The 13774-nt window shown below is 63.8% G+C and carries 9 protein-coding genes and 1 pseudogene; 7 read left to right on the top strand and 3 right to left on the bottom strand.

Annotated features, from left to right (window positions below):
* The 7 genes and pseudogenes from BC360_RS18425 to BC360_RS18455 all read left to right on the top strand — a co-directional run bounded on the left by BC360_RS18425 (position 1) and on the right by BC360_RS18455 (position 9342).
* Positions 1–1833 (top strand): ABC transporter ATP-binding protein, encoded by a 1833-nt coding sequence (locus tag BC360_RS18425; protein ID WP_065796425.1) that lies wholly within the window; start codon positions 1–3, stop codon positions 1831–1833.
* Positions 1834–1884: 51 nt separating this feature from the next.
* A complete protein-coding gene (locus tag BC360_RS18430; protein WP_065796426.1) occupies positions 1885–3417 on the top strand; it encodes an ABC transporter substrate-binding protein in 1533 nt (510 codons plus the stop codon).
* Between the two features lie 60 nt (positions 3418–3477).
* The gene (locus BC360_RS18435) at positions 3478–4401 is read left to right on the top strand and encodes an ABC transporter permease (protein ID WP_065796427.1); all 924 of its coding nucleotides are present in this window, start codon (positions 3478–3480) and stop codon (positions 4399–4401) included.
* Positions 4402–4405: 4 nt separating this feature from the next.
* Positions 4406–5260, top strand: coding sequence for an ABC transporter permease (locus BC360_RS18440; protein ID WP_065796428.1), 855 nt, complete (start codon positions 4406–4408; stop codon positions 5258–5260).
* A complete protein-coding gene (locus BC360_RS18445; RefSeq protein ID WP_065796429.1) occupies positions 5257–6996 on the top strand; it encodes a peptidase M14 in 1740 nt (579 codons plus the stop codon). Before BC360_RS18440 ends, BC360_RS18445 begins: the two co-directional genes overlap by 4 nt.
* A gap of 623 nt (positions 6997–7619) precedes the next feature.
* Positions 7620–7952: pseudogene (locus BC360_RS18450) on the top strand (response regulator transcription factor); the annotation flags it as partial.
* A gap of 52 nt (positions 7953–8004) precedes the next feature.
* Positions 8005–9342 carry a sensor histidine kinase gene (locus tag BC360_RS18455; protein ID WP_065796430.1) on the top strand — a complete coding sequence of 446 codons (1338 nt, stop codon included), beginning with the start codon at positions 8005–8007 and terminating at the stop codon, positions 9340–9342.
* 254 nt (positions 9343–9596) lie between these two features.
* On the opposite strand, the gene BC360_RS18460 is transcribed toward BC360_RS18455, so the two are convergent.
* Genes BC360_RS18460 through BC360_RS18470 form a run of 3 tightly spaced genes read right to left on the bottom strand, consistent with a single transcriptional unit; the run spans position 9597 to position 13763 of the window.
* Positions 9597–11129, bottom strand: coding sequence for an FGGY-family carbohydrate kinase (locus tag BC360_RS18460; protein WP_065796431.1), 1533 nt, complete (start codon positions 11127–11129; stop codon positions 9597–9599).
* A 55-nt stretch (positions 11130–11184) separates the two neighbouring features.
* A complete protein-coding gene (locus BC360_RS18465; RefSeq protein WP_244512777.1) occupies positions 11185–12003 on the bottom strand; it encodes a class I fructose-bisphosphate aldolase in 819 nt (272 codons plus the stop codon).
* On the bottom strand, positions 12000–13763 hold the full coding sequence (locus tag BC360_RS18470; RefSeq protein WP_065796433.1) for a glycerol-3-phosphate dehydrogenase/oxidase: 1764 nt from the start codon (positions 13761–13763) through the stop codon (positions 12000–12002). Before BC360_RS18470 ends, BC360_RS18465 begins: the two co-directional genes overlap by 4 nt.
* Positions 13764–13774: the final 11 nt, after the last annotated feature.

Below are 13774 nucleotides of genomic sequence, written 5' to 3' on the forward strand. Positions count from 1 at the left end.
GTGACTGCTGATACGACACCCCCGCTGCTGGCGGTCGAAAACCTATCCGTCGCTTTCAATGGCAATGCCGTCGTCGAAGACCTGAGCTTTTCGGTCACGGCGGGACGCACGCTGGCGATCGTCGGCGAATCGGGCTCCGGCAAATCGGTGACGTCGCTTTCGATCATGCGGCTTGCCGACATGATGGGTGGCCAGTTCCCGACCGGTCGCATCCTGTTCCAGGGTAAGAACGGCGCCGTGGATCTGACGTCGGAACCACAGAAGGCGATGCGCAGCATTCGCGGCAAGGAGATCGCCATGATCTTCCAGGAGCCGATGACCTCTCTCAATCCGGTGTTCACGATCGGCGACCAGATCGCCGAAGTGCTGATGCTGCACGAGAAAATGACGAAAGCGGAAGCGCTCGCCGAGACGCGCCGGTTGCTCGACATGGTGCGGCTGCCCGATTCCGCCGAACTCGTCGGTCGTTACCCGCACCAGCTTTCCGGCGGCATGCGCCAACGCGTGATGATCGCCATGGCGCTGGCCTGTCGTCCGAAGCTCCTGATCGCCGACGAGCCGACGACGGCGCTCGACGTGACCATCCAGGCCCAGATCCTCACCATCATCCGCGACCTCCAGAAGGAGCTCGGCATGGCGGTGATCTTCATCACCCACGACATGGGCGTGGTCGCCGAGATGGCCGACGACGTTGTCGTCATGTGGAAGGGCCGCAAGGTCGAGGAAGGTCCGGTCGCCGAGATCTTCTCCAATCCAAGGCATCCCTATACGCAGACCCTGCTTTCAGCGGTGCCGAAGCTCGGCAGCATGACCAGCGAAGACTTCCCCAAGCGCATGCCGCTGACGATGATGGTCGACGGCGCACCGAAGCTGGTGGGCGAAGAGTTTGTCCAGCGCACCGCCCGCTACGAAACCGCGCCGATCCTGTCGGTACGCGACCTCGTCACCCGTTTCGACGTCAAGAAGAACCTTTTCGGCAAGGCGACGCACCGGGTGCACGCGATCGAAAATGTCAGCTTCGACATCTTCCCGGGGGAGACACTGGCGCTCGTCGGCGAATCCGGCTCCGGCAAGTCGACGATCGGCCGCACGATCCAGCAGCTCCAGAAGGCCACATCCGGCGAGATCCTCTTCGGTGGACGTCCGGTTTCTGCCATGAGCTTTGCCGAGCGCCAGCGGCTGAAGCAGGAAATCCAGTACATCTTCCAGGATCCCTTCGCCTCGCTCGACCCGCGCAAGACCGTCGGCTTCTCGATTGCCGAACCGATCCGCACGCATGGGCTGATCCTTGGCGAAAAGGCGATCGAAAAACGCGTTGACGAATTGCTCGAGCGTGTTGGGCTGACCGCCGCTCACGCCCGGCGCTATCCGCATGAGTTCTCCGGCGGCCAGCGCCAGCGGGTTTGTATCGCCCGGGCGCTCGCATCCCGCCCCAAGCTGATCATCGCCGATGAAGCGTTGTCGGCGCTCGACGTGTCGATTCAGGCCCAGATCATCAATCTGTTCATGGAACTGCAGGAGCAGGAAGGCCTCGCCTATCTCTTCATCAGCCATGACATGGCGGTGGTCGAGCGCATGAGCCACCGTGTCGCCGTGCTCTATCTCGGGCAGGTGATGGAGTTCGGCAACCGCCGTCAGGTGTTCGAAACCCCCACCCATCCCTATACGCGCCGACTTCTTTCGGCTGTTCCGGTCGCCGATCCGGGCAAGGGGCGCGACCGCGGGATGATCGAAGGCGAGATCCCGAGCCCGATCCGGCGTGTCGGAGAAGAACCTGCGGTACTGCCGCGCAAGGAGATCGCGCCGGGCCATTTCGTGGCCATGGACGCGTAAAGCCGCTTTCTCCTTTCAGGGGAAGGCAGTCGAAACAGGAGTGAGTAAAGAATGATCAACAAAAAGGGGATCCACGCCGCCTTCATCGCGCTTGCGCTGACAGGCAGCCTTCTGACGACCGCGCCGGCCTTTGCCGCCGGCACCTTGACGGTCTCGTCGCCGCAGGATCCGGGCAGCTGGGACCCGGTCGACACCTTCCTTGTCAACTGGGCGTCCGTCTCCACCAACATTTTCGACGGCCTGACCTATCGCGGGCCCGACCGCAAGCTGGTTCCGGGCCTTGCGACCGCCTGGGAAGAGCTCGACGGCGGCAAGCGCCTGCGCTTCACGCTGCGCGAAGGCGTCAAGTTCCACAATGGCGAGCCCTTCAACGCCGAAGCCGTGAAGTACACCTTCGATCGCCTGCTCGGCGAAGAAGGCTCCAAGGGGCCGCAGAAGTCCAACTATGCCGTGATCGAGCGTGTCGAGATCATCGACGAGAAGACCGTCGACCTCCACCTGAAGGCGCCGGATCCGGTCCTTTTGACCAAGCTCGCCGGCTACGGCGCGATGATCGTGCCGCCGAAATACATCCAGGAAAAGGGTGAGGACTATTTCAACACCCATCCGGTCGGTACCGGCCCGTTCAAGTTCGTTTCCTACGAGCCGAAGGTGGCGATCAAGCTCGAAGCCTTTGCCGATCATTGGGGCGGCGCACCGAAGCTTTCCAACCTCGACTTCCGCTTCATCGCCGAGCCGGCGACCGCCGTTGCCGAACTGCAGGCCGGCCGCGTCGATCTCGTCATCCCGCCGACCATCCCGATCGGTATGATCCCGACCATTCAGGGCGACGACAAGCTCGAAATCGTCTCGACCCCCGGCCCGACCGTCTATGCGCTGCGCTTCAACACCCGCGACGGCATCACCAAGGATCCGAAGGTTCGCAAGGCGCTGGTCCTCGGCGTCGACCGCGATACGATCATCCAGTCGATCCTCGGCGGACAGGCCGCTCCGATCGCCAGCTTCCAGGGCGAGCTGTCGTTCGGCTTCGACCCGACCATGAAGCCGCTGCCCTACGATCCCGAGCAGGCAAAGGCCCTCCTGAAGGAAGCGGGCGTCGCTCCGGGCGCTTCCGTCCAGATCGACGTGCGCGGCAACGACGCGACCTTCAACGAAGTCGTTCAGGCTGTCGCCAGCTACCTTCAGCTCGTCGGCATCAACGCGACGATCAAGCCGTATGAAACCAACGTTCTCCTGAACGACATCATTCCGGCCGGCAAGACCGGCGCGATGTTCCAGCAGTCCTGGGGCGGCTGGACGCTCGACTACGACAACACGGCCTACTCGATGTATCACTCGGGCGAAAAGTGGAACCCCTACGACACCGACGCCGATCTCGACAAGCTGCTGGAATCCCAGCGCTCGATCACCGATCAGCCCAAGCGCGAGGAAATCCTCAAGCAGATCGCCAACTACGCCGCCGACCGTGCGCTGGAAATGCCGCTCTACAACCTCAACGCCATCTACGGCGTGAGCAAGCGCGTCAAGAACTTCACGCCCGTTCCCGACAGCCGCCTCCGGCTGACGGACGTCACGGTCGAGTAACAATCAGATCCGCCGCTCCTTGCAGCGAGCGGCGGATCGTCTTCATGAAGGGCGGGTAAGTTGGCCGGATTTTTGATCAAACGTGTTCTGCAGGCGGTGTTCGTCGTTTTCGTCGTGACGCTCACCGTCTCCTTTGCCATCCGCCTGACGGGCGACCCGGCACTGATGCTCGCCCAAGGTGCCGGCAGCGTCACGGAAGAGGACCTTGCGCGCATCCGCGAGGCGCTCGGCCTCAACCAGCCGTTCCTGACGCAGTATGTTGCCTTCATCAAAGGCCTCTTCACCTTCGATTTCGGCCGCTCGTTCATGGGCGGAACCCCGGTCTCGCAGTTGATTGCCGCCGCCCTGCCCGCCACGATGATGCTGGCCTTCGCCTCGCTCATCGTTTCGATCATCATTTCGATCCCGCTCGGCATCAGGGCCGCCGTCGCCCGCGGCAAATGGGCCGACCAGGCGATCCGCATTCTCTCGCTCGTCGGCCTGTCCTTCCCGAACTTCTGGTTGGCGATCATGCTGGTGCTGTTGTTTTCGATCACCCTCAAATGGCTGCCGCCGAGCGGCATGGACGGGTTTGCGAGCTTCATCATGCCGGCCGTCACCATGGGTATCATCCTGACGGCGACCAATGTCCGCCTGGTGCGCACGGCGATGCTCGAAACGCTGCAGTCGCAATACATCATGGTCGCCCGCGCCAAGGGCCTCAGCGAACGCAAGGTGCTCTACAAGCATGCGCTTCGTAACTGCGCCATTCCGCTCATCACCTATTTCGGCCTTCAGTTCGGCGGTCTTCTCGGCGGCATCGTCGTCGTGGAGCGCGTGTTCAACTGGCCGGGCATGGGCACCCTTGCCTTCGACGCCGTCGGCGCCCGCGACTATCCCGTGCTGCAGGCCGTCATCACCGTGCTCTCGCTGATGATCGTCGGCGTCAACCTCATCGTCGACATCGCCTATGGCCTCGTCGACCCGCGCATCCGGACGGAGTGAGCCGATGACCGCCAAGGCCGCAAACACCCGTTTTGCCCGTTTCCGCAACCTCGAATTCATCCTCGGCGTGCTACTTGCCGGCGGCATGTGCCTCGCCGTTCTCCTGTCCGGCGTGCTTTTCCCCGGTGGCGCCGACAAGATCGATCTGATGGCGCGGCTGACTGCGCCCTTCGTCAACTGGGCGCATCCCCTCGGCACCGACCCGCTCGGCCGTGACGTGCTTGCGCGCGTCGTTGCCGGCGGCAAGATTTCACTGCTCGTCGGCTTCACCTCGGTTGCCGGCGCCGTCGTTGTCGGCGTGGTGATGGGCCTCGTCTCCGGCTACTACCGCGGCTTCTGGGACATGCTGGTCATGCGCTTTGCCGACGTGCAGCTGGCGCTGCCCTTCATCCTGCTCGCCATCACCTTCATCGCCATCGTCGGCGGCGGGCTCACCAACACGATCGTGCTGCTCATCATCTCGCAATGGGTGCAGTATGCCCGCCTCGTGCGCGGCTCGGTGCTGTCGCTGCGCGAACGGGAGTTCATCCAGTCGGCCCGCGCGATCGGCGTTCGCGACGTGAAGATCCTGTTCCAGCATCTCTTGCCGAACCTGATCGGTCCGGTCATCGTGCTGATGACGCTCAACGTTGCCAACAACATCCTGCTCGAGAGCAGCCTGACCTTCCTCGGCCTCGGCGTCGATCCGCTGATCCCGAGCTGGGGTGGCATGCTTGCCGACGGCCGCACCTACCTGCAGAACGCCTGGTGGGTCAGCGTCTTCCCGGGCCTTGCGATCCTTCTCACCGTCCTTGGCCTCAACCTTCTCGGCGACTGGCTGCGCGACAGTCTCGACCCAACAGGCAGAACCTCACGATGACCACGATTTTCGAAGGGACGTTCGAGCGCTCGCTCGACACCATGCTCGCAACCTATGGCAAGGAGGCTGCACGCGGCACCCGGCTGGAGGCATGGCTCTTCGATGATCGCGAAAGCCGCGAGGCGGCCGAGGAGAAGCTCGCGGGTTTCGGCGTCGAGGCAAGGCTCAGAAGCGCCTACAAGCCGCTGTTGCACTTCTTCCTCGAGGAGATCGACCTCAAGGCGCTGAAGCGCGTCGACATCCGCTATCCGCAGCCCGAAAACTGCCTGGCAAACCGCTTCCTGCTCGAGGCTTATCCGCTGGCAGCGCTCGTCGGCGATGCCGAGATCGCCTTTGTCGGCGGCAGCGATGCGGCACTGACCTACGACGTCGCGCTGACCTTTGCCGACGGACGCACGGAAAGCCACTCGGTGTTTGCGCCCAACCGCCAGCACACCGACTTCATCGGCGAAACACTTCTGTCTCCGACCGGCTGGGTCCGTCTCGACGACAACAGCGGCAACCGGCGCGAATGCCATCTCGAAACCGACTATGAGCGGCTGTTCACCGGGGCCATGCGTGCGATCGCCGAGCACGGCTGGGGCGACAGCGAACCCTATTTCGACGAACTCAACATCCGCGCGACATTGCCGATCAACGATCTTCGGCTGCCGGTCGGCGAAGAGGTCGTCAGCCTCCGCGAGGCGCTGCACGAAGATTTCTACTTCTCGCTGCTCGAAGTTTTTCAGAAGAAGTCGGGCCGCCCGCTTGGCGACCGCGGCCTGAAACCCGGCCAGATCGTGCCCGAGATCGTCTTTGCCGATGGCAAACCCACGGTCCGGGTCGAAACGCGACCGCTGGCGACAGCAGATGCCGACGGCGAGGTCCAGCCGCTCGATACGGCGCAGGCACCTCTCGCAGTTGCGCAGATCCATGCCGAACTGGAGAAGATCGATGGCCAGCCCTTTGAGGCGCATTCGCGCGCCAGCCGCCCCGTCAAGGCGCGCTACCACAAGGGCACCGACGCGGCGGTGATGATCAGCGGCGGCCAGCACCCCAACGAGACCACCGGCATCGTCGGCGCATTGCGCGCGGCCCGGACGCTAGCCGCTCGTCCCGGCGCCCACTTCACGGTATCGCCGCTCGAAAACCCTGATGGTTATGCCGTTCACCAGCGGCTGCGCGCCGACAACCCGCTGCACATGCATCACGCCGCCCGCTACACCGCACTCGGCGACGATCTCGAATACCGCGCCGGCGCCGCGCTCAACGAGCGGGCAATCCGCAACGAAGCCGAAGCGCTCTCGGGCGCCGAGCTTCATGTCAACCTGCACGGCTACCCCTCGCACGAGTGGACACGGCCGCTGTCCGGTTATGTGCCGCGCGGCTTTGCCATGTGGACCCTGCCGAAGGGTTTCTTCCTGATCATGCGCCACCACGCCGATTGGGAGGTGCGGGCCGAGCAACTGATCGAAGCGGTGACGGCCCGCTTGGCCGCGGTCCCCGGCCTGCTCGCCTACAACGACCAGCAGATCGCGCTTTACGAAACCCATGCCGGCGAAACCGGCTTCCGCATCATCAACGGTTTCCCCTGCATGATCTCCGTCGACGATCGCCACAAGGCGCCGCTGACCCTGATCACGGAATATCCCGACGAAACCATCTATGGCGACGCCTTCGTTGCAGGGCACGAGGCGCAACGCGAGACGGTCCTTGCCGCCTACGAGGCGTTCCAGTCGATGATGGCGATCGCCTAGGCTTTTTTGCTCGGCAGGACATTCCCCAAGGACACGACGGCCTTTCAAGGCCGCCGCCCCTGCTCGTGTCGGCGGCCGTCGCGTCCGACGACGGTCCCGCTGCGCGGGTCGCGCGGGCGGCAGCGAGCCAGGCAGTGTGCGTCCCGGTCATTGCGCCGATACTGATCGCTTTGGCGCTTTCTTTCGGCCTCCTGGCCACGCCGATGATGATTGCACCGAGTGCGAGACTGATCGCGCCGGCGGCAAGTCCTCCCTTGAGATCCCTCTTGTCCTGTTTGTCGCGACGCTCGCGCCAGCGGTCTCCGTGCGCCTCCTCGCAGCGCCGATGATAATCCCGGCACCAACGCCAGTCGTTCTCGAAATCATCCGCCAAAGCAGGCGAAGCGCCGGGGATCATCACACTGAGAACGGCGATCAATCAGAGAATTCAAACACACACAGAGCTCTGTCTCCCATATCACTCGGAGCCGTCAGATACCGTAAAGGCTGCCGATGCAGGCTGCGGCTGCATTGCGTGTTAGCAGGCAAATGATGCACTCAGTGCGCGAACCAGCCGCAACTTTGCGGCAATGCTCCTCAATCAAATGTGCCGCTACCGCGCTGACACGTTGGAGAATCGAGACATGCGCCTACTCCTTGTAGAGGACGAACCGGAGATGGCTGCCGCGCTGAGCGTTGCCCTTGGCCGTTATGACATGATCCTTGACCATGCACCGTCGCTCGATCACGCCATTGCCGCCATGGCCAATCAGGTTCACGACGCGATCATTCTCGACCGGCAATTGCCTGATGGGGACGGGCTGACGCTCATTCCTCGCGTTCGCGCATTGAAGTCGGGCATTCCGGTGATCGTGCTGACAGCGCGTGGCGCTGTCTACGAGCGGGTCAAGGGGCTGGACATGGGTGCCGACGACTACCTCGCCAAGCCCTTCGCGATTGAGGAGTTGCTGGCAAGGCCGTGGAGATCCACGGCATTCGCGGGGTCGGGTACCTCCTGAGGCCGATGGAATGAGCCCCAGCGCCAACCACTCCCTGAAGAAGCGGCTCATCTGGCACATCCTCACCTTCCAGGTGCTGTTGCTCATCGCCGTCATTGCCGGCTTCATGGCCCTTTTGATCCGGGCCGATCTTGGCGGCATGATCCTCGATGCCAGTTCGGCTTCGATCGCCGCCGGCGCCGTCGAGGTCGCCCCCGACCGGAAACTGAAACTGAAAGACACGCCCGAGCTGCGGGCCGTGCTCGCCGAGACGCCCGGCTTCTGGTTCATCGTGCGCAACGAACGCGGCGAAACGATCCAAAGCGGGCCGGTGCCCGATGCTTATCGCAGCATCGGCGAGCATCTCGACCGCGTGACCTTTGCCGACATCCGGGACGGCATGGAGCCCTACATGCTTTCGGCCCTCGCCCGCGTGATCGAGACCGAGAGCGGCACCTACACCGTTCTGACCGGTGGCGGACGCCTGTGGAGCGCCTCGTTCGCCGTATTCTTCCTCACGAACCTGCTGCTGCTGCCGATCGTGCTGATCGTCGTTCTCATCCCCGCCTTCGCCATTCCGATCATCGTGCGCCGCGCCTTTTCCAGCCTTGCCGAAGTCGCCGACCACGCCAAAAGCATCGACGTCGACCGCCGGGGCGCCCGCCTGCCTGACGGCCGCGTCCCCGGCGAGGTCCGCCCGCTGGTCGAAGCGGTCAACGGCGCACTGCAGCGATTGGACGAAGGCTACGAGCGCCGGCAGCGCTTCATCATGGATGCCGCCCACGAGCTGAGGACGCCGGTCGCGATCCTGCAGACGCGGCTTGAAGGCATGGACCTCGGCCCGCTGCGCACCCGTCTTCTGGTCGATGCCGCCCGCATCGCTGGCCTTGCCGAACAATTGCTCGATCTCGAGCGCATCGACCGCGATGGTGCCAATTTCGTCCCACTCGACCTGGTCTCGCTCTGCCGCGACGTCGCCGCTGACCTCGCCCCCCTGGCACTTTCGGCCGGCTGCGATATCACCTTTAGCCATGGCCCCGAGCGGGTCGGCGCACGCGGGGACGCAGGCGCCTTGGAGCGTGCCGTCACCAATCTGGTGCGCAACGCGATCGAGCATGCGGGCGGGATGATCTCCATTCACGTCGAGCATGGCGGCATCATCGAGGTCAGCGACGAAGGCCCCGGCATTCCCGAAAGCGAAAGGGAACGGATCTTCGAGCCGTTTCACCGGTTGCAGCCGCGCGACCACGGCGCAGGCCTTGGGCTGCATCTTGTCAGCGAGATTGTCAGCCGCCACAAGGGGCACATATCGGTGGTCTGCGCGCCGACCGGCGGCGCCTGCTTCCGCATCACACTGCCGGCGGCGTGAGACGGTCGACGGCGGCCCCTTCTTTGCCGCGCAGACTAACAAGTAATTAATAATAAAATCAGCAGTTTAATCGCGTGAACATGCGGTTCTGATGTTTTCCACACGATCACAGCGCCGTTGCCCAATCCTCCCTGGGGCGGCGGCGCTCAGATCGGCGTGAAGCAAACAAGCCGATGGCCGGTCCTGGCCCTCGGCTTCACTGTTTCGGCTGTCCGGGCGGTCGGCGGCGAGGTTGTCGGCCCGTCCTTCCGCCGCTAAGCCGCCGCCTCGGAAACCTCGACCTCGGCATTCGAAAGCCGCCGCCAGATCGGCGCCATCGCCTCGGCGATATCCCGATAAAGCTCGTAGCGTCGGGTGTAATGGCGCGCCAGGGCCGCGTTCGGGCGGTAGTGACGCTCCGTCTGCACCATCGCCGCCGCACCTTCCGAGAAATCGGCGAACAGACCTGCTCCGGTACCCGCGGCGATCGCTGCGCCCAGCGCACCGGTTTCTCGCGAACGGGCAACCGACACCGGAACCCCGAGCACGTCGGCAAAGATCTGCGGCCAGATCAGGCTGCGGGATCCGCCGCCCGAAAGCACCGCCTCGTCGAAGGCTGCGCCCGCCGCGCGCATCGTCGCGATATGCTGCCGGTGGCCGAAGGCTACCCCCTCGAGAACCGCGCGAACCAGGTGGGCCTTCGTGTGCCAGCCGGCCACGCCGTAGAACCCGGCACGGGCGTTGCCATCCTGCTGCGCCCCATAAAGGAACGGATGGTAGATCGGGTCGTTCGCGGCAGGTTCGATATCGGATGCAAGCGAGCAGCAGACATCAAACGGCGATCGCCCGTCTTCAACACCGCTCTCGGCAAAGAACTCGCGCACCAGCCATTCCAGATTGGCCGCCGACGTCGCGCTCGATTCGATTGCCATATAGCGTCCACGATCGAAGGTGGACGACATGAAGACCGGACCGGAAAGGTCGGGACCATCGATGATCACCTGATTGATGCTCCAGGTCCCGGCGATGATCGAGGCAGCACCCGTGCGCGTGACGCCCGAGCCGATTGCCGAGGCGACGACGTCGAAAAGGCCGCCGACCACCGGCGTGCCCGCGGCAAGCCCTGTCTGTGCCGCCGCCTCCGGCGTGACCGTGCCGACGACATCGGCACTTTCGGCGAGGTCAGGCAAGAGGCCGGTTGCCTCGCCGAGATCGAAGGCCGCCATCAGATCGCGGTCGTAGCGCCGGTTGACGACGTTCAGCAGACCGCAGCCGGTCATATCCGAGACGTCGCTGACCCGCTTGCCGGTCAAGCGGTTGACGATAAAATCCTTGCACAGAAACACGGTGCCGATCCTGGCAAAGGTTTCCGGCTGGAAGCGCTTGAGCCAGGCGAGCAAGGTCGGTGTCTGCGACGGCCAGGGGCGTTGCCGGCCAATGGCATAGGTGCGGTCGCCGACACCCTGCGCCTTCCATTCCTCAACCAGCCCTGCGGCGCGCGTGTCGAGCGACTGGATGCCGAGAAGCGGCTCGCCACCCTGATCGAGGGCATAAAGGCCGTTGCCGTGGCCGGCGCAACCGATCGCGACGATCTCTTCGGCGCGGATGCCCGCACGCTCGACGCATTGGCGGATGACTGCCCGGGCATGGGTCCACAGCTCTTCGAGCCCGCGTTCGACATGTCCGGGCCGCGGAACCCGGCTGTGCCCCTCCTGCGCAGCCGCCGCGATCTCATTGCCCTCTAGGTCGAAAATCACTGCCTTGATCACGGTGTTTCCGGCGTCGAGTCCCAAAAGATAGTCTGCCATAAAAGAACCCCTCCCAAGGTTCGGATCGTCGTCCTCATACCAGCCTGGGCTGATATTAGCCCTGCTGATACAATGCGAAGGCGGCTTCGCCATCGGCGTCGTCATGCACGATGGCCATCAGTCCGCGGACGACGGCGCTCGGGTTTGCATGTTGGTAGATATTGCGCCCATAGACCATGCCCATCGCGCCCTGCCGCATCAAGGCTGCGGACTTGTCAAACACGGCGCGCAGGTCCTCCTTGCCGCCGCCGCGCACCAGAACCGGGCAGCGCGCCGCCTCCACCACGCGGTGGAAATCTTCGGCATTCGTCGTCGGGTCGGCCTTGACGATGTCGGCACCCATTTCGCGAGCCAGCCTTGTGAGCGTGACGATCTTTTCCGCATCGCCATCGACCATGTAGCCGCCGCGCTCGGTGACCGGCTGCATGACCAGCGGCTCGATCATCAGCGGCATTCCGTACTTTTCGCAATCGGCGCGCACGCGCGAAATGTTCGTGACGCACTGGCGAAAGAGATCCGGCTCGTCAGGCAACATGAACAGGTTGACGACGACGCAGGCGGCATCCATCTCCAGTGCCCCGATCAGCGGCTCGGCCTCGTTCTGCAACACCGCCCACATGTCGCGGTGGCGAATGCGATTGTAGGGATTGCCCATGTCGATGCGCATGACCAGAGCAGGCTTGTCCTTGCCGGGAAGATCCTGGAGCAGATCGGCTTGGCCATAATTCATCTGGATCGCATCAGGCCTGGCGTCGACCAGGGCCTTGACCACGGATTCCATGTTCTCAAGGCCGTCGAGGAAGGACGGCTCGTTGCAGACGCCATGGTCGATGGCCACGTCCAGGCAGCGCCCTGCGCCAAAAAGACGGTTCATCCGGACCTTGCGGTTGTTTCGCATAATGCACTCCTTTGTTCATTCCGTGCGGAAAGCATGTCTTCGTCGACGCCGTGGCGTTCGAGGAGAAGGGTGAGAAAACGGGCGCGTTCTTGCGCCTGACGGGCGGCGGACCAATGCTTTTCAGCCGCCAGCAGCGCGAGAACCGCGTCGGTCATTTCGAGCGAAAGCTCGCCGGTGATCGCCAGCGTCGTGCGGCGAAGCAGAAGGTCGTCAAGGTGCTCCACCTTCTCGCTGCGGATCAGCAACTGGATCTCGCGTGTCGAGTAGCCCGGATGCGGAAGCGGCATGTCGGGCGCGAGGGCGATGAACGCGGCGATGCGCTCGGCGTCCGTTCCATAGCGCTGGAAAAGCGTGGCGACGCGCGTCGGCGAAATGGCTGTCGCCGCGGTCACCCGCGTAATCCAGGCTTCGCGGTCGGCGGGAAAATCCCGGCCCCCGCCGATCGCCCGATCGGCCGTGGCCACGCGACGAGGCCGCGCCAGCCGTTCCAGCACAAAATCGGCCGCCAGCTCGCCGAAGGAGCGGAATGTCGTCCATTTCCCGCCGATCATGCACAGGACCGGCGGCCCCCCATCGGCGGTATCTGCATCGGCAGTCTCGACGAAGGTGCAATAGTGATCGCGCGGAATGCGGCCGGTAAAACTGTCCTTGCTCGCCGGCAACGGCCGCACACCGGAAAACTGGAAGACGATTTCTTCGTGGCGCACCTTGATCGTCGGCAGGACGAAGGCGAGCGACTGCAGGATGTAGTCTCGTTCCTCCGTCTCGCAGCGCACGGTCTCGGGATCATCGACGCGAATGTCGGTGGAGCCGACCAGAACCTTGCCGAGATAGGGAAACAGGATACAGATGCGTCCGTCCTCGTTCTCGTAATAGATCATATGCCCATCGAGGGCGCGCGTCAGATCGTCGTTGTCGATGATGAGATGCGACCCCTTGGTGCCGCCCATTAGCGGCGCTGGCCGAGCCGGCCCTGAAAACAGGCTCTGATTGGCGATATCGATCCAGCCGCCGGTGGCGTTGACGATCAATGTCGGCTCGATCGAAACCTCCATGCCGCCGATAGTGTCCCTCACGGCGTAGCGTCCCGGAGCGGTCAGCTTCAGCTCGGCATAGTTGACGGCGCGCGCATGTGCGCCGGCCGACAGACCGTCCTGAAGCAGTTCGATGCCAAGGCGCTCGGGTTGACTGACCCAGGCGTCATAATAGGTCGCGGAATTCTTGATCGCCGGATTAAGCGCCGGCCATCGGCCGAGCGTCGAGCGCCGCCCGCGAAACTCGTGGCGCGGCATCAAAGCGCGCTTGCGCGTCAGGAAGTCGTAGATCGCGAGACCGGCCTTGATGACGACAGCGCCGCGGCGGCTCGGGCGCCGGCTCAAGCCGAGGAACCGAACGGCGCCGTTGGCGATACCGGAAAACACATCGAAGACGGGAACCGTCGTCGGCAGCGGACCGACATAGTGCGGCGCGTTGCGCAGCAACCGATCGCGCTCGACAAGCGATTCCCGCACCAGGCTGAACTCGCCGTTTTCGAGGTACCGCAGCCCGCCATGAACCATGCGCGACAGCGCGGCGCTGGCACCGGAACAGAAGTCGTGTTTTTCCACGAGCACGACATTGACGCCCTGCAGCGCCAGCTCGCGAAAGACGCTGAGGCCGTTGATGCCGCCGCCGAGGACGCACACGTCCACCTTCGGGCTCTGGCGAAGCCCGTCAAAAATCTCTTCTCGGTTCATGATGGCGGTCC

Origin of the sequence: Ensifer sp. LC163 (assembly GCF_001695855.1) — a bacterium.
In the GTDB taxonomy this organism is placed as follows: Bacteria; Pseudomonadota; Alphaproteobacteria; order Rhizobiales; family Rhizobiaceae; genus Ensifer.